General features: G+C 69.4%; 18 protein-coding genes and 1 riboswitch. Of the genes, 10 read left to right on the top strand and 8 right to left on the bottom strand.

Going from position 1 to position 19,940, the window contains the following annotated elements; all coding sequences use genetic code 11:
- Positions 1-62: 62 nt before the first annotated feature.
- A complete protein-coding gene (locus NDR87_RS28035) occupies positions 63-1,031 on the top strand; it encodes a purine nucleoside permease (protein WP_251916357.1) in 969 nt (322 codons plus the stop codon).
- A gap of 1 nt (position 1,032) precedes the next feature.
- Here the strand turns inward: NDR87_RS28035 and NDR87_RS28040 are convergent, their stop codons facing one another.
- Positions 1,033-1,905 (bottom strand): amidohydrolase, encoded by an 873-nt coding sequence (locus NDR87_RS28040; protein WP_251916359.1) that lies wholly within the window; start codon positions 1,903-1,905, stop codon positions 1,033-1,035.
- Positions 1,906-1,936: 31 nt separating this feature from the next.
- Positions 1,937-3,328: an FAD-dependent oxidoreductase gene (locus NDR87_RS28045; RefSeq protein ID WP_251916361.1), complete on the bottom strand. Its 1,392-nt coding sequence runs from the start codon at positions 3,326-3,328 to the stop codon at positions 1,937-1,939.
- A 269-nt stretch (positions 3,329-3,597) separates the two neighbouring features.
- Between NDR87_RS28045 and NDR87_RS28050 the strand changes: the two genes are divergently transcribed.
- The 5 genes from NDR87_RS28050 to NDR87_RS28070 all read left to right on the top strand — a co-directional run bounded on the left by NDR87_RS28050 (position 3,598) and on the right by NDR87_RS28070 (position 7,039).
- Positions 3,598-4,029, top strand: coding sequence for a hypothetical protein (locus tag NDR87_RS28050; protein WP_251916363.1), 432 nt, complete (start codon positions 3,598-3,600; stop codon positions 4,027-4,029).
- A gap of 33 nt (positions 4,030-4,062) precedes the next feature.
- Positions 4,063-4,177, top strand: a riboswitch (SAM riboswitch).
- A 56-nt stretch (positions 4,178-4,233) separates the two neighbouring features.
- Entirely contained in the window at positions 4,234-4,656 is a 423-nt protein-coding gene (locus NDR87_RS28055; RefSeq protein WP_251916365.1) for a rhodanese-like domain-containing protein, read from the top strand.
- Positions 4,653-5,885: an O-succinylhomoserine sulfhydrylase gene (locus NDR87_RS28060; protein ID WP_251916367.1), complete on the top strand. Its 1,233-nt coding sequence runs from the start codon at positions 4,653-4,655 to the stop codon at positions 5,883-5,885. The genes NDR87_RS28055 and NDR87_RS28060 overlap by 4 nt, the downstream gene beginning before the upstream one ends.
- 69 nt (positions 5,886-5,954) lie before the next feature.
- A complete protein-coding gene (locus NDR87_RS28065) occupies positions 5,955-6,596 on the top strand; it encodes a type 1 glutamine amidotransferase family protein (RefSeq protein WP_251916369.1) in 642 nt (213 codons plus the stop codon).
- Positions 6,593-7,039: a MarR family transcriptional regulator gene (locus NDR87_RS28070; RefSeq protein ID WP_251916371.1), complete on the top strand. Its 447-nt coding sequence runs from the start codon at positions 6,593-6,595 to the stop codon at positions 7,037-7,039. Before NDR87_RS28065 ends, NDR87_RS28070 begins: the two co-directional genes overlap by 4 nt.
- 1 nt (position 7,040) lies before the next feature.
- Here the strand turns inward: NDR87_RS28070 and NDR87_RS28075 are convergent, their stop codons facing one another.
- The gene (locus NDR87_RS28075) at positions 7,041-7,799 is read right to left on the bottom strand and encodes an HAD-IIA family hydrolase (protein ID WP_251916538.1); all 759 of its coding nucleotides are present in this window, start codon (positions 7,797-7,799) and stop codon (positions 7,041-7,043) included.
- 241 nt (positions 7,800-8,040) lie between these two features.
- Here NDR87_RS28075 and fgd point away from each other — a divergent pair, with 241 nt between their 5' ends.
- Entirely contained in the window at positions 8,041-9,048 is a 1,008-nt protein-coding gene (gene fgd / locus NDR87_RS28080; protein WP_251916373.1) for a glucose-6-phosphate dehydrogenase (coenzyme-F420), read from the top strand.
- Here fgd and NDR87_RS28085 read toward each other — a convergent pair.
- Positions 9,045-10,322: a lipase family protein gene (locus tag NDR87_RS28085; protein ID WP_251916375.1), complete on the bottom strand. Its 1,278-nt coding sequence runs from the start codon at positions 10,320-10,322 to the stop codon at positions 9,045-9,047. The genes fgd and NDR87_RS28085 overlap by 4 nt on opposite strands.
- A 107-nt stretch (positions 10,323-10,429) precedes the next feature.
- The gene (locus NDR87_RS28090; protein WP_251916377.1) at positions 10,430-10,939 is read right to left on the bottom strand and encodes a nitroreductase/quinone reductase family protein; all 510 of its coding nucleotides are present in this window, start codon (positions 10,937-10,939) and stop codon (positions 10,430-10,432) included.
- A 244-nt stretch (positions 10,940-11,183) separates the two neighbouring features.
- On the opposite strand from NDR87_RS28090, the gene pta reads away from it, so the two are divergent.
- Entirely contained in the window at positions 11,184-13,256 is a 2,073-nt protein-coding gene (gene pta / locus NDR87_RS28095; protein WP_251916379.1) for a phosphate acetyltransferase, read from the top strand.
- Positions 13,257-13,259: 3 nt separating this feature from the next.
- Positions 13,260-14,456 (top strand): acetate kinase, encoded by a 1,197-nt coding sequence (locus tag NDR87_RS28100; protein WP_251916381.1) that lies wholly within the window; start codon positions 13,260-13,262, stop codon positions 14,454-14,456.
- A 156-nt stretch (positions 14,457-14,612) separates the two neighbouring features.
- Here the strand turns inward: NDR87_RS28100 and NDR87_RS28105 are convergent, their stop codons facing one another.
- The 3 genes from NDR87_RS28105 to NDR87_RS28115 are packed head-to-tail and all read right to left on the bottom strand — an operon-like array spanning position 14,613 to position 19,117.
- The gene (locus tag NDR87_RS28105) at positions 14,613-16,802 is read right to left on the bottom strand and encodes a serine/threonine-protein kinase (protein ID WP_251916383.1); all 2,190 of its coding nucleotides are present in this window, start codon (positions 16,800-16,802) and stop codon (positions 14,613-14,615) included.
- 6 nt (positions 16,803-16,808) lie between these two features.
- Positions 16,809-17,786, bottom strand: a complete 978-nt coding sequence (locus tag NDR87_RS28110) for a glutamate ABC transporter substrate-binding protein (protein WP_251916386.1) — start codon at positions 17,784-17,786, stop codon at positions 16,809-16,811.
- Positions 17,783-19,117 carry a hypothetical protein gene (locus tag NDR87_RS28115; protein ID WP_251916388.1) on the bottom strand — a complete coding sequence of 445 codons (1,335 nt, stop codon included), beginning with the start codon at positions 19,115-19,117 and terminating at the stop codon, positions 17,783-17,785. Before NDR87_RS28115 ends, NDR87_RS28110 begins: the two co-directional genes overlap by 4 nt.
- A 154-nt stretch (positions 19,118-19,271) precedes the next feature.
- Between NDR87_RS28115 and NDR87_RS28120 the strand changes: the two genes are divergently transcribed.
- Complete coding sequence (locus NDR87_RS28120) at positions 19,272-19,937, top strand: NUDIX domain-containing protein (protein ID WP_251916540.1); 666 nt, start codon at positions 19,272-19,274, stop codon at positions 19,935-19,937.
- Positions 19,938-19,940: the final 3 nt, after the last annotated feature.

Here is a 19,940-nt window from a genome sequence, read left to right on the forward strand (position 1 = left end):
GCTGCGTACCGACTGTACGGTATTGCTGTCTGCGGAACATCAATCGAGGTCAGGGAGGTTCGTTGTACACCAGGTGGGTCGGTGCGCTGCTGTCGGCGCTGGGACTGGTCTTCGTGCTGGGCGGCTGCGGTACGCAGGCGGGCGGCACGGATCGGATCGGGGTGAAGGCGATGGTGATCACCATGTTCGATCCCGAGGCCGAGCCGTGGGTGAAGCAGCGGCAGTGGTCGCACGAGATCCCGGTGCCCGGGGTGCGAAGGCCGGTGCGGTGCAACGACTCCGGTCTGTGCATGATGGTGACGGATATGGGCAAGACCAATGCGGCGCTGTCCACCTCGGCCGTATTGGCCTCGCCGCGATTGGATTTCGACAACGCGTACTTCATCACCGCCGGTATCGCGGGCACACCCCCGGAGGCGGGCACCCTCGGCTTCGCGGCCTGGGCGCGCTGGGTGGTCGACGTCGATCTCGGACATCACGTACTGCCGCAGGACGATCCGGGCGTGCCCGACGGCTATCTAGGCATGCCGAAGGCGGGTACCGAGGTCTACGAGCTGGACCAGCGCCTGGTCGACGCGGTCTATCGCAACACCAAGGACGTCACACTGGCCGACAGCCCCGCCGCCGCCCAGGCGCGCGCCGCCTTCCCGGGGCAGGAGGGGCAGAAACCGGTTGTCACCCAATGCGATACGGCCACCGGTGACAATTTCTGGTCCGGCGCGGCGTCGTCGGCGCAGGCCGCCGCGATCGTGCGCACGCAGACCGACGGCCGGGCCCGCTACTGCACCTCCCAGATGGAGGACAATGCCACCGCGGCCGCCCTGGCCCGCGCGGGCAAGCTGAACCGCTACGTAAGTCTGCGCACCGCAAGCAATTTCGATCGCCCCCGTCCGGGGCAGTCGGTGACCGAACTGCTGACCGCCATCGATACGGGCGCGGAGAATCCGGGCTTCCCGCTGGCCGTCGACAACGCCTACCGGGTCGCCTCAGCGGCGGCGGACTATCTGATGGCCCATCCGAATCTCGACTGAACTACTCGATGACCGGCAGCGGAAGCGTATCGCCCGCTGCCGGTCTCGGCAGATCGGAGCGGTGCAGCCGCAGCGTGGGCACCTCGTCGGTGGGAATGGGCAGGGTGGGCAGCGGATCCTCGTGGATCGGGCGCACCTTCACCGGCAGCCGGTAGAACGCGCGGGCGTTGTCCTCCAGGACCTTGTACATATCGGTGCCGACCACATCGGCGATGAGTTCGATATCGGAGTCCTGGAAGGGCCGCCCCGCGCGGGTGCCGGGCAGATCGGAGCCGAACATCAGCGCGTCCGGATTGACCGTGTGAATGCGCCGCAGCGCCGCGGGCACATCCATCGCCACCCGGCCGAAGCCGGACGCTTTCACCCGCGCGCCCCGATCGACCAGGTCGAGCAGATACGGCAGACAGTCGTCGGACATGCCCATGTGATCGATCGACAGCGTCGGCAGTTTCGAGATCACCGGCTCCAGCGAGCCCAGCATGGAACCGTCGATGTAGAGCTCCACATGCCAGCCCACCAGGTCGTAGGCCCGCAGCGCCTGCATGGTCAGCGCCACGATATCCCCGGCGGCCCGCTTGAGGTTGAATCGCAGCGCCCGCACGCCCGCCCGGTCCAGTTCGAGGATCTGTGCGTCGGTGGCGTCCGGATGCAGGTCGACCACCCCCACCCAGCCCGGCCCGAGCTGGGCCAGGGCCGCGGTCAGGAAGCTGGCATCGGTGCCCTGGAACGACCCACTGACCACCGCGCCACCGTCGACGTCGAAGCGTGCCATCCGCTTTCGGTAATCGGCGACGGTGAACGGTGCGGGCAGGTAGCCGTCGTTCTCGATCAGCGGGAAGCGCGGATCGATGATGTGGACATGGGCATCGAACACGTGATCAGCATGCCTCGGAATGGATGGGCGATCACACCTTGTGCGGTTCGCTGGCGCGCAGCATGTCCTCGCGCTCGACGACCTTCACCCGCTCGCGGCCCTGCGGCTCGCCCAGGGAGCGCTCGTGCGCGTCCAGGCGGTACCACCCGGCCCAGGTGGTGAACGGAATGCCCTTGTCCTCCAGCCACTTGGTGACCGACTCCGGATCCGGGTCCGCGGCCGGGGCGAAGTTCGGGGCGTCGTCGAGCAGGCAGGCGATGGTCTCGTTGGCGTCGCCCTTGGTGTGGCCGATCAGGCCGACCGGACCGCGCTTGATCCAGCCGGTGACGTAGGTGGCGGGCAGGTAGCGCGCCGCGCCGTCGGCGTCCTCGTCGACCAGCACGCGACCGGCCTCGTTCGGTACGGTGCCCGCCTGCTCGTCGAAGGGGAGCTGCGGAATGTTCTGCGACAGGTAGCCCACGGCCCGGTACACCGACTGCACCTCCCAGTCGGTGAACTTGCCGGTCGGCTTGCAGTTGCCGGTGCCGTCGAGCTGGGTGCGCTCGGTGCGCAGGCCGACGACCTTGCCGTTCTCATCGCCGATCACCTCGGCGGGGGCCTCGAAGAAGTGCAGGAACAGCTTGTGCGGGCGGTCGCCCACATCGCGGATCGCCCACTGCTCGAGGGTGTTGCAGACCATGTCGACCTGCTTGGAATGCCGCCGGGCCGCCTCGGAGCCCTCGTCGTAGTCGATGTCGGAGGGATCGACGATGACCTCGATCGTGGGCGAGTGGTCCAGCTCGCGCAGCTCCAGGGGGGTGAACTTGGCCTGTGCCGGGCCGCGGCGACCGAACACGTGCACCTCGAGCGCCTTGTTCTGCTTCAGGCCCTCGTAGACGTTCGGCGGAATCTCGGTGGGCAGCAGTTCGTCACCGGTCTTGGCCAGCACGCGCGCCACATCCAGCGCCACATTGCCAACGCCGAGCACCGCGACCTTCTCCGCGTCCAGCGGCCAGTTGCGCGGTACGTCCGGATGGCCGTCGTACCAGGACACGAAGTCCGCCGCGCCGTAGGAGCCGTCCAGATCGATACCGGGGATGCGCAGCTCGCGGTCGGCGTTGGCGCCGGTGGAGAAGATCACGGCGTCGTAGAAGCGGCGCAGCTCCTCGAGGGTGATGTCCGAACCGTAGTCGATATTGCCGAGCAGGCGGACCTGCGGCTTGTCGAGCACCTTGTGCAGCGCGGTGATGATGCCCTTGATGCGCGGGTGATCGGGCGCGACGCCGTAGCGGATCAGGCCGAAGGGGGCGGGCATCCGCTCGTACAGGTCGATGCTGACCTCGGCGTCGGACTTCATCAACGCGTCGGCGGCGTAGATTCCGGCCGGTCCGGCGCCCACGATCGCGATGCGCAATGGGCGGGTCGCTGCACTGGTTTCGGTCATTCTTACGCGCACCCTCTGGTCGAGAACTCTGTCGTCATGTCTTAGCCGTCTTTCTTAGCTTAGGCTAAGTTGACGTGCGAGCCGGGATCTGGCCCGGATTGTCGTCATCCCGCGATGCTGCCTTGTTGCTCCGATGGGATGCGGTCCGCCCGGCCGAGGCCGGAGTTCCTGAAATTCTATCGGTGGCAGCTACGGCCGATATTCCCGGTCCGGGCCGGGAAATTCGAGTGTGATTCGAAACGCTATCGATGACCAGCGATGATATCCGCATGAGCGATGCGGACGAACCGACCCCGATCGACCAGCGCGAGCCCACGCGGTCCCTGGTGCCGTTCATCGCGGCCGCGGTGGTGGCGTTGCTGTTGGTCGGCGGCGTGGTGCTGCTGGGCGTGCTGCGCCCGGCTGAGAACAATGTCACAGACTCCGATCGGGTGGCGGTGGCCGTGCGCAATTTCGCCACCGCCCAGGCGGATTCGGACGCCAAGCGGCGGGCGACCACCGCCTGTCCCGAATTCGACGCGGTCCGGTCCCCGCTCGGGCCCGACGCCCTCGGCAAGCAGGTCGAGATCGAGAACATCCGCGATACCACCGTGGACGGCGGTCGCGCCCGGGCCACGGTGACCAGCAAGATCGACGGACGCGAGCGGACCGCGACCTGGAATCTCACCAAGTCGGACGAGCGATGGCTGGTCTGCAATTGACACGCGGGCCGTTGACCAGGCACTCTCATCCCAGGTCATGAGTACCAGCGCCAAGCCCCGGCTCGCTGGTCGGCAACCCTCCTCCGCGGTGGGGTGCTCCGGGTGACGACCTGGCCACGCGCCGAAGACGGCGCGGCAAGTGCGGATTCGCGAGGAGGTTCATCGAATGGACGACAACAACTGCTGCTGCTGTGAGGCACGGTCATGAGCTACGCGGGCGACATCACCCCCCAGCAGGCCTGGGAACTGTTGCGGGACAACCCGGATGCGGTGCTGATCGACGTGCGCACCGAGGCCGAATGGCGGTTCGTCGGGGTGCCCGACACCGAGGAGCTCGGTCGGCCCACCGCCTTCATCGAGTGGGTCGACAGCAGCGGGCAGCCGAATGCGAACTTCGACGAGCAGCTGGAGCAGATCCTGGCGCACCGACCCACCGGCAGTGACGCGCCGGTGATCTTCCTGTGCCGCTCCGGCCAGCGCTCGATCGGGGCGGCCAAGGCCGCCACGGCGGCCGGGTACAGCCCGTCCTACAACGTGCTCGAGGGCTTCGAGGGCCCGCTGGACGCGAACGGACATCGCGGCGGCGCGGGCTGGCGCGCCCACGGCCTACCGTGGCGGCAGTCGTGATCACCGGCGGCGCGTTCGACAAGCCCCTGCCCGAGGGCGTGGGCCCGGCCACCATCGGCGTGCGCGGCGGGCTGCGGCGCTCCGGATTCGAGGAGACCGCCGAGGCGCTGTATCTGTCCTCCGGCTTCGTCTACGAGAGCGCCGAGGCGGCCGAGGCCGCGTTCACCGGCGATATCGAGCACTTCGTGTACTCGCGCTACGGCAATCCGACGGTCGCCATGTTCGAGGAGCGGATGCGGCTGATCGAGGGCGCCGAGGCGTGTTTCGCGACCGCCAGCGGTATGGCGGCGGTCTTCGTCGCGCTCGGCGCGCTGCTGGGCAAGGGCGATCGGCTGGTGGCGGCGCGCAGCCTGTTCGGCTCCTGCTTCGTGGTGTGCAACGAGATCCTGCCGCGCTGGGGCGTGGAGACCGTCTTCGTCGACGGCGAGGACCTCGACCAGTGGGAGCGGGCGCTGTCGCGGCCGACCACGGCCGTATTCTTCGAGACCCCGTCCAATCCGATGCAGACCCTGGTCGACGTGCGTCGGGTGTCCGAACTCGCGCACGCCGCGGGCGCGAAGGTGGTGCTGGACAACGTCTTCGCCACCCCGCTGCTGCAGCGCAGCCTGGATCTCGGCGCGGATGTGGTGGTGTATTCGGGCACCAAGCACATCGACGGCCAGGGGCGGGTGCTCGGCGGTGCGATCCTGGGGCCGCACGACTACATCGACGGCCCGGTGAAAACCCTGATGCGCCATACCGGTCCGGCGCTGAGCCCGTTCAATGCGTGGACCCTGCTCAAGGGGTTGGAGACCATGCCGCTGCGGGTGCGCCATTCGGTGCGGGCCGCGCTCGAGATCGCCGAATTCCTGGAGCGGCATCCGTCGGTCGCGTGGGTGAAATACCCGTTCCTGTCGTCACATCCGCAGCACACGCTGGCCCGCGAGCAGATGTCGGGCGGGGGCACGGTGGTCACCTTCGAACTCGCGGCCGGGGGCGGGTCCGAGGGCGACAGCACAGCGGCCAAGAAGCGGGCCTTCGAGGTGCTCAACCGGCTGCGCATCATCGATATCTCCAACAACCTCGGCGACGCCAAGACCCTGATCACCCATCCGGCCACCACCACACACCGGGCCATGGGGCCGGAAGGCCGTGCGGCCGTGGGGATCACCGACGGCGTCGTGCGCGTCTCGGTCGGCCTGGAGGATGTCGAAGATCTGCTCGGAGATCTGGATCAGGCCCTGAGCTGATCCCGGCGAAAAGCGTGCCGGGATAGCAAATTATTGACAGCATCCTGTCAAATATGACAGGATGCTGTCATGATGAAAACCGTGCACATGGCCGTCTACGACACCTTCTCCGACTGGGAGGTCGGCCATGCGACCGCGCATATCAACCGGCCGCTGTGGCAGCGCGAGCCCGGGACCTGGCAGGTGCGGACGGTCGGCCCGAGCGCCGCGCCGGTCACCTCGGCCGGGGGCATGCGGGTCGTGCCCGATGTGGCGCTCGATCGGCTCTCACCCGCCGACAGCGCGATGCTGATCCTGCCGGGCGCGGATACCTGGGGCGGCGCGGAGACGGCCGCCTTCGCCCGCAAGGCGCGGGAATTCCTCGCCGCGGGGGTGCCGGTGGCCGCGATCTGCGGCGCCACCTTCGGCCTGGCGCTCGCGGGCCTGCTCGACGATCGGCCGCATACCAGCAACGATCCGGAGTTCCTTGCCGCGAGCGGATATTCGGGCCGCGCGCACTACCGCACCGAACCCACCGTCACCGATGGCGACCTGATCACGGCCACCGGCACCCGGCCGGTGGAATTCGCGCAGGCGATCTTCGCGCGGCTGGGCCTGTACGAGCCGCACATCCTCGACGCCTGGCACGCGCTCTACGGCGGCAACGATCCGCAGGGCTTCTACACCCTCGCCGCCTACGAGCAGCAGCGCGCGGAGGTCGCGGCACGGTGACCCACTCGGAGCAGGAGCTGTTCAGCGCGGCCGCGATCACCTCCTTCCGGCTCAACGGCCAATTCCTCGGCATCGCGGAGGAATTGGCCCGCCCGGCCGGGCTCACTGCGGCCTGGTGGCAGGTGCTCGGTGCGGTACTGCCCGAGCCGCTGCCGGTGGCCGGGATCGCCCGCGCCATGGGCATCACCCGGCAGAGCGTGCAGCGCATCGCGGATCTGCTGGTGGACAAGGGTTTGGCGGAATACCGGCCGAATCCCGCGCATCGCCGCGCCAAACTGGTCGCGATCACCGCCGACGGCCGGGCGGCCGTCGCGCGGATCACGCCCCAGCACGCGGCGCTGTCGAAACGCCTGGCGGCCGAACTGGGTACGGCCGAATTCGCGCGCGTCGTCGACGCGCTGACCACCCTGTCCGCGGCGCTGGACCGGCTGGAATCCGAATAGCTCAGGCCGCGAACGGATTCGAGGTGCGGCCCACCAGATCGGCCACCGAATCGATCACCAGCGTCGGCCGGTACGGATACTTCTCCACCGACGCGCGCGTGGAGATGCCCGAGGTGACCAGGATGGTCCGCATCCCGGCCTCGAGCCCGGAGATGACGTCGGTATCCATCCGGTCGCCGATCATGACCGTGGACTGCGAATGCGCGCCGATGCGTCGCAGCGCCGAACGCATCATCAGCGGATTCGGCTTGCCCACGTAGTAGGGGTCCTTACCGGTGGCCCGGGTGATCAGGGCCGCCACCGAACCGGTCGCGGGCAGCAGGCCCTCGCGCGAGGGCCCGGTCGGGTCCGGATTGGTCGCGATGAAATTGGCGCCGCGGTCGACCAGGCGGATCGCGGTGGTGATCGCCTCGAACGAATAGGTGCGCGTCTCGCCCAGGACCACATAGTCCGGATCGCTGTCGGTGAGCACGTACCCGATCTCGTGCAGGGCCGTGGTGAGCCCGGACTCGCCGACCACATACGCCGTGCCGCCCGGCTTCTGATCGTTGAGGAAGGTCGCCGTCGCCAGCGCGGAGGTCCAGATCGACTCCGGCGGAATGTCCAGGCCGGTGTGGCGCAGCCGGGCCTGCAGATCGCGCGGGGTGCGGATGGAGTTGTTGGTGAGCACCAGGAACGGGATGTCATTGGACTGGAGTTCGGCCAAGAACTTGTCCGCACCGGGCACCAGATGGTCCTCGTGCACCAGCACCCCGTCCATATCGGTTAAGTAGGACAGGATCGGTTCCTCGTCGGCAGTCACACAGCCAATTGTGGGCTATCGGGCGGACGAGGGTGGACTTCTCGGGTATATGCGACGATTCCCACAGCGGCCTAGGGTCGAAGGCGGTCGCGAGTCCCTTCGGCCGGATCCGGTGAAATAGTTGGTTGCCGCCCGGCGCTGCATTCGGTCGAACGGGAAACGCGGATCCCATCAGCGACAGTGAACAGGAGTGGCGCAAGTGAGTGAACTCAAGCTCGGGTACAAGGCGTCGGCGGAGCAGTTCGGACCTCGCGAACTCGTCGAGCTCGGGGTCCTGGTCGAGGAGCACGGGCTCGACAGCGCCTCGGTCAGCGACCACTTCCAGCCCTGGCGGCACAAGGGCGGGCACGCCCCGTTCTCGCTGGCCTGGATGACCGCGGTCGGCGAGCGCACCAAGCGCATCCAGCTGGGCACCTCGGTGCTGACCCCGACCTTCCGCTACAACCCGGCCGTGATCGCCCAGGCCTTCGCGACCATGGGCCTGCTCTATCCGGGCCGGATCATGCTCGGCGTGGGCACCGGTGAGGCGCTCAACGAGATCGCGACCGGGTACCAGGGCGAATGGCCCGAGTTCAAGGAGCGCTTCGCCCGGCTGCGCGAGGCCGTGGATCTGATCCGCCAGCTGTGGACCGGTGACCGGGTCGACTTCCACGGGCAGTACTACAACACCGTCGGTGCCTCCATCTACGACGTTCCCAAGGGCGGCGTTCCGATCTACGTCGCCGCGGGCGGTCCGCTGGTGGCCAAGTACGCGGGCCGGGCGGGTGACGGTTTCATCTGCACCTCGGGCAAGGGGATGGAGCTCTACACCGACAAGCTCATGCCCGCGGTGCGGGAGGGCGCCGACAAGGCCGGGCGCTCGGTGGACGATATCGATCGGATGATCGAGATCAAGATCTCCTACGACACCGATCCCGAACTGGCGCTGGAGAATACGCGCTTCTGGGCGCCGCTGTCGCTGACCCCGGAGCAGAAGCACTCCATCACCGATCCGATCGAGATGGAGGCCGCCGCCGACGCCCTGCCGATCGAGCAGATCGCCAAGCGCTGGATCGTCGCCAGCGATCCGGACGAGGCCGTCGCCCAGATCAAGCCGTATGTGGACGCCGGGCTCAACCACCTGGTCTTCCACGCCCCGGGCCATGATCAGCGCCGGTTCCTGGACCTGTTCCAGCGCGATCTCGCGCCGCGGCTGCGGGCGCTCTAGTTCGAGCCGTCGAGCTCCGACACCGACCGCACGTCACGGGTGGCGCAGCCGGACGGTGCCGGGGCCCCGGCGTCCAGGCGCTGGGCGAGCCAGCCGATCGCGGCGGGTCGGCCCGCATCGCCGATCGAGGTGTGGTCGGCCGTGAGATCGCGGACGTAGTCCACCGAAGTTCCCGCGGCGCAGTATTTCTCGGCCAGGGCGTCGGTCGAGCCGACCGAGATGATCTCGTCGTGCACGTCCTGATAGAGGAATATCGGCGCGGTCGGCGCGTGGCCGCCCAGTGAGACCCGCCGCAGCACATCCGATACCGGTGGTAGCGCGAGGAATTGGTCGAGAGGCAGATCCAGATAGCGCTGCCAATCGGTGAACATGAACCGGAAGTTGTTGGCGATCACGCATTGTGCGCGCACGGTGTCGAGTGCGGCCAGGCCCTCCGGCGACATGTGCGCGCGCACCGCGTCGCCGAATTCCGGATAGGCGGTGGCCAGCGACGCGAACAGATCGCCGCCCAGCCCGGCCGAGACCGTGCCGTTGCTCTTGCGAATCGAATCGCTGGGCGCGGGGACCGGGGTGCCGATCGACGCCCCGGCCAGATTCAGCTCCGGGGCGTAGCGCGGCTGCACCTCGGCCGCCCAGCCGGTGGCCAGGCCGCCGCCGGAGTTGCCGTACAGCCCGACCCGGGTGTGCGCGTTCAGGCCCAGCGGGCCGAAGTGTTCCGCGGCGCGAATGCCGTCGAGAATCAGGTAGCCGGGCTCGTCGGCGACGGCGAAATGCCCGCGGCGGCCCTCGAAATCGGCGATCGAGACCGCCCAGCCGCGCTGTAGCAGTTCCGCGATATCGGGGCGCTGCATGGTGGCCGCATTGATCGGCAGATCGGGGAGTTCGAGCTGATACGAGGTCACGCAGTCGGGTGCGGAGCTGTTCTCGTAGGCCTGGAACGCCGCCAGCGGGCGATCCTCCCGGGCGCCCGCGGGCAGCAGCACGGTGGTCACGGTGGCGTCCGGGCGGCCGTCGAGGTCGGTGGTCCGATAGAGCAATTGCCAGGCGGTCGCCGCAACGGAGATGCCCAGCTGCACGGGCCGCGAGCGCAAAACCGTGCCCGGGGTGGTGTCCGCGAAATCGGCGGGCGGATCGTAGAACGGATCCGAGCGCGGGGGCGGTGGCAGCAGGTCGGCGTGTGCGGGCGCGGCCACGCCGAGGCCGGTCAGGGCCGCGACGACCGCCGCGGCGACGGCACCGAGGCGGCGGGTGCGCCGGCGTGCGACTGTGGACAAGACCGCTCTCCCATTCGGCAGATAATTCCGAATGGAAACTCTAATGGACGACGCCGCGGGCCTTGCTCAGGTGTTGCCGACGCAACACCCGCGGGCCGTCGCTGTGCTCAGGCGCGGGTCAGCGCGAAGATCCGCAGATCCCGGCCGGTGCGATCGCGATAGGCGGCATACGCCGCGGTGGTCTCCACGAACCGGGCGAAGATCTCCTCCTTGTGCGCCGGATCCTCGACCAGCCGGGCGCGCACCGGGATTCGCTCGCCCGCGATGGCCACCTCGCCCTCCGGGTGGGCCAGGAGATTCGCCGTCCAGGCCGGGTGGTGGGCCTGTCCGAAATTGCTGCCGATCACATACAGCACGTCGCCGTCGTGCACGAACAGCAGCGGCGAGGTGCGCGGGCGACCGGATTTGCGGCCGATGGTGGTGAGCAGGACGACCGGGGCGCCGATCGGGCCGAGCACGGTGTATCGGCCCGCGGTGCGCTCGAGCACCTTCCGATCCAGCGGGGTGAGTTTGCGGACGACGAACGAGCCGGGCTTGGTCGCCGCGAAGCGGCTGGCCAGGCGCGAGAACAGGCTCGTGCGTGAACCCCATTGGCGATACGGGAACGGTGCTGTCATAGCGAGCATCCTAGAAATTCACAGGGCGGACTTCACTTTCGCGGTGAACGCGTGGGGCCGCGGTGCTTCTGGTTCGTAACTGGTATCGCCGCTACGGCGCGGCGGTGAGCGGGCCGATGCTCCGATGACGCAGAACCATGTCCGAAACGCTCGACACGGCGGAAGGCGGGCGTCGGATGTGATTTCCGGAAAGTTGCCGTCCGGACGGTCGGCGCGAGCCGTGACCGTCATTAAGCTCGTGCGCATGGCCGAACCCGCACCGTCCACCGTCTACATCGCCTCCCTCGAGGGGGATACCGGCAAGTCGACGGTCGCGCTGGGCATGCTGCATCTGCTGTCGGCGACCACACCCCGGGTGGGGGTGTTCCGGCCGATCACCCGCTCGGGCAGCGGCAGCGACTACATCCTGGAGTTGCTGCTCGAGCACTGCACCGCCGATATCGACTACGACCAGGCCGTCGGGGTCACCTACGAGCAGGTGCACGCCGATCCGGACGCGGCGATCAGCGATATCGTGATGCGCTTCCACGACGTGGCCAAGGTCTGCGACGCCGTGGTCATCGTGGGCAGCGACTACACCGATGTGGCCAGCCCCAGCGAGCTGCGCTTCAACGCCCGCATCGCGGTGAACCTGGGCGCCCCGGTGCTGCTGGTGCTGCGTGGCGCGGGGCGCTCACCGGTCGAGATCGTGCAGGTCGCCGAGCTGTGTGAGAGCGAGCTGGCGGCCGAACACGCCAAGGCCATGGCGATCGTCGTCAACCGCTGCGATCCGGACGCCCTCGACGACGTGGCCAAGGCGATGCAGCGGATCGGCGCGCCGTCCTGGACGCTGCCCGAGGTGCCGCTGCTGACCGCGCCCACGATGCACGAGCTCTGCGAGGCCATGCACGGCGAGCTGTATTCCGGCGATCCGGAGCTCATGCAGCGCGAGGCGCTGTCGGTGATGGTCGGCGGCATGACCGCCGAGCACATCCTGGAGCGGCTCACCGACGGCGTGGCCGTCATCGTCCCCGCCGACCGCTCCGATGCGCTGCTCGCACTGGTGAACGCCCATGAGGCCGAGGGCTTTCCGTCGCTGTCGGGCATCATCATGAATGGCGGCCTGCGGCCCGATCCGGCGATCGCGCGCCTGATCGAGGGTCTCAAGCCGAAACTGCCCATCCTGACCACCGACCTGGGCACCTTCGACACCGCCAATGCCGCCGCCCGCACCCGGGGCCGGGTGTCGCTGTCGAGTATTCGCAAGGTCGACACCGCGCTGGCGCTGATGGAGCAGCGGGTCGACGGGCGCAAGCTGTTGGAGCTCATCGAGGTTCCGGTGCAGTCGGTGGTGACGCCGCAGATGTTCGAATACCGGCTGGTGGAGCGGGCGCGGGCGAACCGGCGGCGGATCGTGCTGCCGGAGGGCGACGACGACCGCATCCTGCGCGCGGCCGGGCGGGTGCTGCAGCGCAAGATCGCCGATCTGACCATCCTCGGCGACGAGGCGACGGTACGCGGGCGCGCCGCGGAGCTCGGCCTGGACATCGATGCCGCGCAGGTGCTCGATCCGCGCACCTCCGAACTGCGCGGGATGTTCGCCGAGACCTATGCCCAGCTGCGCAGGCACAAGGGTATGACGGTGGAGCGGGCGCGCGAATTCATGGCCGACATCTCGTATTTCGGCACCATGATGGTCTACGAGGGCATTGCCGACGGCATGGTGTCCGGCGCGGCGCACACCACCGCCCACACCATCCGCCCGGCGCTCGAGATCATCAAGACCGAGCCCGGCGTCTCGACGGTGTCCAGCGTCTTCCTCATGTGCCTGGCCGACCGGGTGCTGGCCTACGGTGACTGTGCGGTGGTGCCGGATCCGACGGCCGAACAGCTGGCCGATATCGCGATCTCCTCCGCGCGCACGGCCGCGCAGTTCGGCATCGAGCCGCGGGTGGCGATGCTGTCGTATTCCACCGGCGAGTCCGGCAGCGGCGCCGATGTCGACAAGGTCCGCGCGGCAACCAAATTCGTGCACGAACGCGCCCCCGAGCTGCTGGTCGAGGGCCCGATCCAGTACGACGCGGCGATCGAGCCCTCGGTGGCCAGCGCCAAACTGCCGAATTCGCAGGTGGCCGGGCGCGCGACGGTTTTCGTGTTCCCGGACCTCAATACGGGCAACAACACCTACAAGGCGGTCCAGCGCAGCGCGGGCGCGGTGGCCATCGGGCCGGTGCTGCAGGGTCTGCGCAAGCCCGTCAACGACCTGTCCCGCGGGGCGCTGGTCGCCGACATCGTCAATACCGTGGCCATCACCGCGATTCAGGCGCAGGGGGAGTGAGCAATGCGGGTCCTGGTCATCAACTCCGGCTCGTCGTCCATCAAATATCAACTGCTGGACCCGGTTTCGGGCGCGGTGGCGGCCTCGGGGCAGGTGTCGCGGATCGGTGAGCCGGTCGCCGACGGCACGGCCACGGTCGAACATCGCGGCGACGGCCACACCCTCGAACACCACGGCGCGATCGCCGATCACGCCGAGGGCCTGCGGGTGGTCTTCGACCTGTTCGCCCGCGACGGTCACGATCTGGCGGGCGAGGGTCTGGCCGCGGTCGGGCATCGGGTGGTGCACGGCGGCGAGGTGTTCTACCGGCCCACGCTCATCACCGACGAGGTGGTGCGGGCCATCGACGAACTGTCCGCGCTCGCGCCGCTGCACAATCCGGCCAATGTGACCGGCATTCGTTCGGCCCGCGAGCTGCTGCCCGACGTGCCGCAGGTGGCGGTGTTCGATACGGCGTTCTTCCACGGCCTGCCCGACGCGGCCAAGACCTACGCCATCGATGCGAAGGTGGCCGCGCAGCACGGCATCCGGCGCTACGGCTTCCACGGCACCTCGCACGAGTACGTGTCCGAACAGGTCGCGCGACTGCTCGGGCGCGATGGCGCGGAGCTGAATCAGATTGTGCTGCACCTGGGCAACGGGGCCTCGGCCTCGGCGATCCGGGGCGGCCGGGCGATCGACACCAGCATGGGGCTCACCCCGCTGGAGGGGTTGGTGATGGGCACCCGCTCCGGCGATATCGATCCCGGCATCATCGGGCATCTGGCTCGGACCGCGGGCCTGGGCATCGACGGCATCGACGAACTGCTGAATCGCAACTCCGGCATCAAGGGCCTGTCCGGGGTCAACGACTTCCGGGAGCTGTTCGAGCTCATCGAATCCGGCGACGCGGCGGCGCGCCTGGCCTATGACGTCTACGTGCACCGGCTGCGCCGCTACCTCGGCGCGTATCTGGTCGAACTCGGCCGGGTGGACGCGATCACCTTCACCGCCGGTGTCGGGGAGAACAACGCCCAGGTCCGCGCCGACGCCCTGGCCGGACTCGGCCGCTTCGGCATCGTCGTGGACCCGGTCCGCAACACCGCGAAAGACCGCTCCCCGCGCCACATCTCACCCCCGGATACCGAGGTCGCGGTCCTCGTGGTCCCCACCAACGAGGAACTGGCGATCGCCCGCGCCGCCGCCCGCCTGGTCTCCTGACCACCCCACCCAGCCGCACCCCGTCCCGCCCTTCGCACCCCCTACGGGCGACCGTAGAGGGTGCGAACCGCGAGAAGGGGTGCGGCTGCGCCCGTGCCCTGCGCGTGCGGCTGCCTCGCGGTTGTGCCGCACCGTCTTTGGTGGGGTGATCGAGGGTCAGAACCAGGTCTTGGCGCGGATGGAATTGGCCAGGTCGACCAGGGCGTAGCGGTGGGTGCGGCCGGGGGCCGAGCGGGCCAGGGTGCGCAGGGCGGCCTCGGCGCCGGTGCGGAGGTCGCGTTCGGTGAAGGGTTCGCCGAACAGGGTGGCGCCGGGGAGTTTCGGGGTGTGGCCCGCCTGGAGCCAGGACAGGGCCGCGCCGAGGACCAGGACACGCATTTGGGGCGCACGGTGTTCGCCGGGCGGGAGGGTTTGGACGCGGGCGGCGGCGATGTGCAGGGTGGATTCCTCGAGGTCGGCGACCGGGACCGCGGTGAGCAGCAGCAGCACCGCGGTCATGCGGGCCTCGGTGTAGTGGCGGGAGGCGGCGGGTACCTCGTCCAGGGCCCGCACCGCCTCGGTGATGCGCCCGGCCGCGGCGAGCTGGCGGGCCAGGCCGAAGGCCGCGCTCACCACGCCGCGGTCGGTGCGCCAGACCGTCCCGTAGAACTTCTCCGCATAGGCGCGCCACTGCTCCGGGTCGGGCGAATCCCAGTGCTGCAGGATCAGTTCCGCGGTGGCCGCGAGCGCCAGCTTGGGGGCGATCTCGCCCGGCAGCGCGCACAGCACCTCGTCGAAATGGCCGAAGGCCCGCTCGAAATCCTGCTCGAGCAGGGCGGCCAGCCCGAGATACCAGTCCACCCGCCAATCGGTTTCGTCGAGGCGCACCAGCAGCTCCCGCGCGGCGGCGGGCTGGTCGACGTCCAGATGGATGCGGACCTCGGCGAAGGTGGCCTCGATGGCGAAGGTTTCGGGTATCTCACCCGGTTCGGCCGCGGCCCGCTGCCGGGCCAGGCGCACCGCGTCCAGGGCATGCGCCGGTTCCGGATGCGCCGTCCCGGCCAGCAGCGCCGCCGCGGGATCGGCCGGATCGACCAGCGGAACCGGAAGTGCCGCGGCCACATCGCGGGCGCTGAGGTTACGACTGCGGGCCCGGCCGTCGGCGTAGGCGTCGGTCTGAGCGACCAGTTCCGCGGTGCCGAAACTGGTGCGGGTCGGGCTGAACAGCGTGGACAGCTGCGGATGTTCGGTGCCGGTGTCGGCGGCCAGGATCTCGCGCAGCACCCCGGCGAGCTGGGTGGCCATCACCCGCGCGGACGGGAAGCGGCGCTCCGGATCCGGATCGGTCGCGCGCAGCAGCAGCCGGTGCAGGAACTCGTGGCGTTCCAGGACGGGTTCGGTGGCGGGGTCCGGGATGCCGTCGAGGTAGCGGCCCTTCTCCATCGGCATGTTCAGCGTCAGCACGGCCAGGGTGCGGCCGACCGAGTAGACGTCGGTGGCCACGGTCGGGCCGGTCCGCGCGATCTCGGGAGCCTGAAATCCCCTGGTGCCGTAGAGGTTTCCGTAGGATTCGAAAACCGTCACCGCGCCGAGGTCGATCAGTTTCACCTGATCCTCGGTCACCATGATGTTGTCGGGCTTGAGATCGTTGTAGGCCAGCTCCTGCGAATGCAGATACTCCAGCGCCGGAAGCACCTCGAGAATGTAGGCGATGGCCTCGGGCACCGGCATCCGCTCGGGCTTGGTGTAGGTGTCGAGCATGCCGCGCAGCGACCGCCCGCCCACGTACTCCATGACGATGTAGCCGATCGGAACCCCTTCGGGGCTGGGATGTTCCACGAAGTTGTGGATCTTCACGATGCTCGGATGCGCGAGCTCGGCCAGATACTGCCGCTCGGCCACCGCCACCGCCTGCGCCTCGGCGTCACCGCCGTGCAGCAGCCCCTTCAGCACCACCCAGCGGTCGCTGACATTGCGATCGATGGCCAGATAGATCCAGCCCAATCCGCCGTGCGCGATGCAGCCCTGGATCTCGTACTGTCCGGCGACCATATCGCCGGGCCGCAGATAGGGCCGGAAATCATAGGTGGCCCCGCAGGTTTCGCAGGTGCCGACGGTGCTCGCCGGATGGGCGGCGGTGGCCCGCCCCACCGGTTTGCCGCAGCGCCAGCAGTAGCGGCGTTTCTCGGCGACCACCGGATCGTCCAGCAGGGCCGTGCGCGGATCCACCGGTGGCACCTCGGGAATCGGCACCAGCCCGGCCCCGAGCCGCCGGGTCGGTCGCGTGCGGGAGGTGCGCCCGCTGCGGCTCGACGGCCGGGTCGCCACCTGGGTCTGCGCCTGGGTCGATTCGTCCGGAGCGGTCATGGGCGATCAGTCCCGATAACTGGGTTGGGGCGGCCCGGCGGACGGCCCGAGGACCGCGAGCAGCCAGCGCTGATAGATGCGATTCCAGGTGCCGTCGGAGCGGATGCGCTCGAGCGTCGCGTTGACGAAGCGGACCATATCGTCGTTGCCCTTGGGGATGCCGACCCCGTACGGCTCGTCGCTGAGGTTGTCGCCGACGATCTCGGTGTAGTTCGGATCCTGGATGGCCAGGCCCGCCAGCAGCGCGTCATCGGTGCTGATCGCGTCGACCTGACGCTGCTGCAGCACGACAAGGCAGTCCGCCCAGGCGGGCACGGTCAAGATCGCCGCCCCCGGCTGTTTGCGGCGAATCAGATTCAGCGACGTGGTGCCCGCGGCCACACACACCCGCTTGCCCGCGAGATCGGCCAGGCCGGTGATGCCCGAGTTCCGCACCGCCAGCACCCGCTGGTGGGACAGGAAGTACGGGCTGGAGAACTCCACCCGCTGGCGGCGATCGCAGGTGATGGTCATGGTCTTGACCACCACGTCGACGGTCCGATCCTGCAGCGCCCGCTCGCGTTCGGCGGAGCTGAGCATTCGGTACTCCACCCGCTCCCGATCGCCGAACAGGTCGGCGGCGATCTCCTTGGCGATGTCGACGTCGAATCCGGCCAGGGTGCCGCTGATCGGATCGCGGAAGCTGAACAGATTGCTGCCCGGATCGAGTCCGACCAGCAGGCGCCCGCGCGCCCGGATGGCGTCGATCGCCGGGCCCTGGGTGATCCCGGCTGGGCGCAGGCTCGCGGTGGCGTCGGGGCACTGCGGGTCGGTCTCGGGCGGCAGCGGCGAATCGGTGCGCGCCGGAGCGGCTTTCGCGGGCAGCGGGGGCTCGGTATAGCTGGCCGGGCGGTTCGCCCGGGGTGCGGGCGGCTCCCCGCCACAGGCCCCGGCCAGCAGCGCGGTCGCCGTCAGGACCACGGCCAGGGCGTGGCGCGCGCTCATCGGTACTCCCGCAGCCGCGGCCACAGGCCCGCCAGCACGAACACCGCGGCCAGCAGCGACAGCACGAGCGCGCCGGGGGCCAGCACGTCCAGCGCGCGGGCGGCCTCGGAGACATTGGCGCGCAGCGTGTGCCGGGTCTTGGCGATGCCGTCGGCCAGGGCGGTGTCCAGCGCGTCCACCGAGGCCGTGGCCTCACCCGCGCCCGGCCCGATGGCCACCGCGCCCGCGCCCAGGAAGTCGCCGCGGCCCAGCGTGTCGTTCATCCGCCGATGCGCCTCCCGCCAGCGATCCAGCGCGCCGCGCGCGGTGGCGACATCCTCCGCGCCCGGTGCGTGGCCGGGATAGTCGGTGAGCAGTCTGGTCAGCTTGGCGGTGGAGGCGTCGTAGGTGTGGTCGTAGTCGCCGCTGGCGTCGCGGCGGACCAGCTTCAGCGTTTCGGCCGTGCGGGCCTGCTGGACCAGGATCCGGCCCTCGGTGAGGTCGGCGGTCGGCACGCTGCCGTCGTCGCGGCCCCGCATGGTCGACAGCGCCGACAGCGATCCGGCGATCACGGTCCAGCTCAGCAGCGCCAGCAGGGTGGCCGAGGCCAGCAGCAGCCCGGGGTTGAGCATTCGATGCCAGCGCCGCGCCAGATACAGCTGCGCGACAACCAGCGCGCTCAGCGCGACGATCGGCAGCACGATGGCCGCCCAGGGCGGGCGCACGTGCGAGCGCTGGGTGTCCAGGATCGCGGCGGAGCGGTTCTCCTGCAGCTCCCGCGCGGTGGGCAGCAGGCGGGTCTGCATCAGATTCGACGCCTCGCTGAGATAGGCCGCACCCACCGGATGACCCTCGCGATTGTTGGCCCGGGCCGTCTCGACCAGCCCGGCGTAGACCGGCAGCCCGGTGGCGATGCGGCTGCGCAGTCGCCCGTCCGGATCGGCCGCGCCGGTGCTCGAGGACTGGGTCACCAGTTCGGCCGAGGCTTCGCCGAGCGCCTGGTCGTAGCGGTCGCGCAGCTGTTTGGGCTCGAGGCCGCCGGAGATGAAGGCGGTGCCCGCGGCGGCGTCGGCCACCGACAGCGAGGTGTAGAGGTGCTGGGCCGAATTGGCGTCCGGCTCGGACTGATTCAACAGATGATCCAGGGCCTCCTGGCGGCTGCCGACCGCCGAGGCTGTCACCGCACCCGCGATCGCGCACAAACCCACCAACAGCAATCCGATGGCAATCAGGCGGGCGGGGGAGGAACGGACGAATGCCCGCAGGTCGGTGGCGTCGAGCTGGCGGCGCACGGCGGCGGCAGCGGCCCGTGGCGACAGCTCCTCCAGCCGGGGTTGCCCGGTCCGGGCCATATCCACCTCCCTGCGTTCACCGGCCTGTGCCGTGGGGACTGAGCTTATTGTGGTCGTACCGACGCCGTTTCGGGTGTCACCCACGTAATAGGTCGGCGCTGTGGTGTCCGGCGTCGGGGTGTCGGTGGCAAGGCGTGAATGGGACGAGGGCAGCATGCGCGGTGACGGAGACGGCTTCGTGGTGAATCCGGACGGTTCCCGGAACTGGGGTCTGTTCGGGGCCGCCGGATTGTTGCTGCGCGCACCGCGGGCCGGGGGCGGCGCACTGGTGCTGCTGCAGCACCGCGCGACCTGGAGCCATCAGGGCGGTACCTGGGCGTTACCCGGCGGCGCCCGCGACAGCCACGAGACCAGCGTGCACGCGGCCGTGCGCGAGGCCGAGGAGGAGACCGGCATCGAGCCCGCCGCGGTGCGGGTGCGCGGCACCCGGGTGACCGCCGCCACGCCCAGTGGCTGGACCTATACGACCGTGGTGGCCGATGCCGCCGAACCCCTGCCCACCAGTGCGAACGCGGAGAGCGCCGAACTGGCCTGGGTGCCCGAGGAGGAGGTCGGCGACCGCCCGCTGCATCCGGCCTTCGCCGCGGCCTGGCCGTCGCTGCGGGCGCGCAGCGCGCGGATCAGCCTGACCGGGCGCGACGATGCCGATGCGGTGGCCGCGGCGTTGCCGCGCACCGTCGACCTGGCCGAGCGTGGGTTCGTCTGGCTGCATGCCAACGGCGGGGGCGGGCGCATCGCGCGGATCGCCGAGTCGTCGGACGAACCGGTGGATTTGGCCGGAAATGTATTGCTGCTCACTCTCGAACAGGTGTTGTCTTGACCC

Origin of the sequence: Nocardia sp. CDC159 (genome assembly GCF_023740735.1) — a bacterium.
Lineage (GTDB): Bacteria > Actinomycetota > Actinomycetes > Mycobacteriales > Mycobacteriaceae > Nocardia > Nocardia pulmonis.

Bases quoted from the DNA above. Each gene is read 5' to 3' on its own strand.
- NDR87_RS28050 (WP_251916363.1), top strand. From the start codon at position 3,598: ATGAGCGATGCGGACGAACCGACCCCGATCGACCAGCGCGAGCCCACG.
- NDR87_RS28115 (WP_251916388.1), bottom strand. From the start codon at position 19,117: ATGGCCCGGACCGGGCAACCCCGGCTGGAGGAGCTGTCGCCACGGGCC.
- NDR87_RS28100 (WP_251916381.1), top strand. From the start codon at position 13,260: ATGCGGGTCCTGGTCATCAACTCCGGCTCGTCGTCCATCAAATATCAA.
- NDR87_RS28090 (WP_251916377.1), bottom strand. From the start codon at position 10,939: ATGACAGCACCGTTCCCGTATCGCCAATGGGGTTCACGCACGAGCCTG.
- NDR87_RS28110 (WP_251916386.1), bottom strand. From the start codon at position 17,786: ATGAGCGCGCGCCACGCCCTGGCCGTGGTCCTGACGGCGACCGCGCTG.
- NDR87_RS28065 (WP_251916369.1), top strand. From the start codon at position 5,955: ATGATGAAAACCGTGCACATGGCCGTCTACGACACCTTCTCCGACTGG.
- NDR87_RS28055 (WP_251916365.1), top strand. From the start codon at position 4,234: ATGAGCTACGCGGGCGACATCACCCCCCAGCAGGCCTGGGAACTGTTG.
- NDR87_RS28045 (WP_251916361.1), bottom strand. From the start codon at position 3,328: ATGACCGAAACCAGTGCAGCGACCCGCCCATTGCGCATCGCGATCGTG.
- pta (WP_251916379.1), top strand. From the start codon at position 11,184: ATGGCCGAACCCGCACCGTCCACCGTCTACATCGCCTCCCTCGAGGGG.
- NDR87_RS28105 (WP_251916383.1), bottom strand. From the start codon at position 16,802: ATGACCGCTCCGGACGAATCGACCCAGGCGCAGACCCAGGTGGCGACC.
- NDR87_RS28075 (WP_251916538.1), bottom strand. From the start codon at position 7,799: ATGGACGGGGTGCTGGTGCACGAGGACCATCTGGTGCCCGGTGCGGAC.
- NDR87_RS28120 (WP_251916540.1), top strand. From the start codon at position 19,272: ATGCGCGGTGACGGAGACGGCTTCGTGGTGAATCCGGACGGTTCCCGG.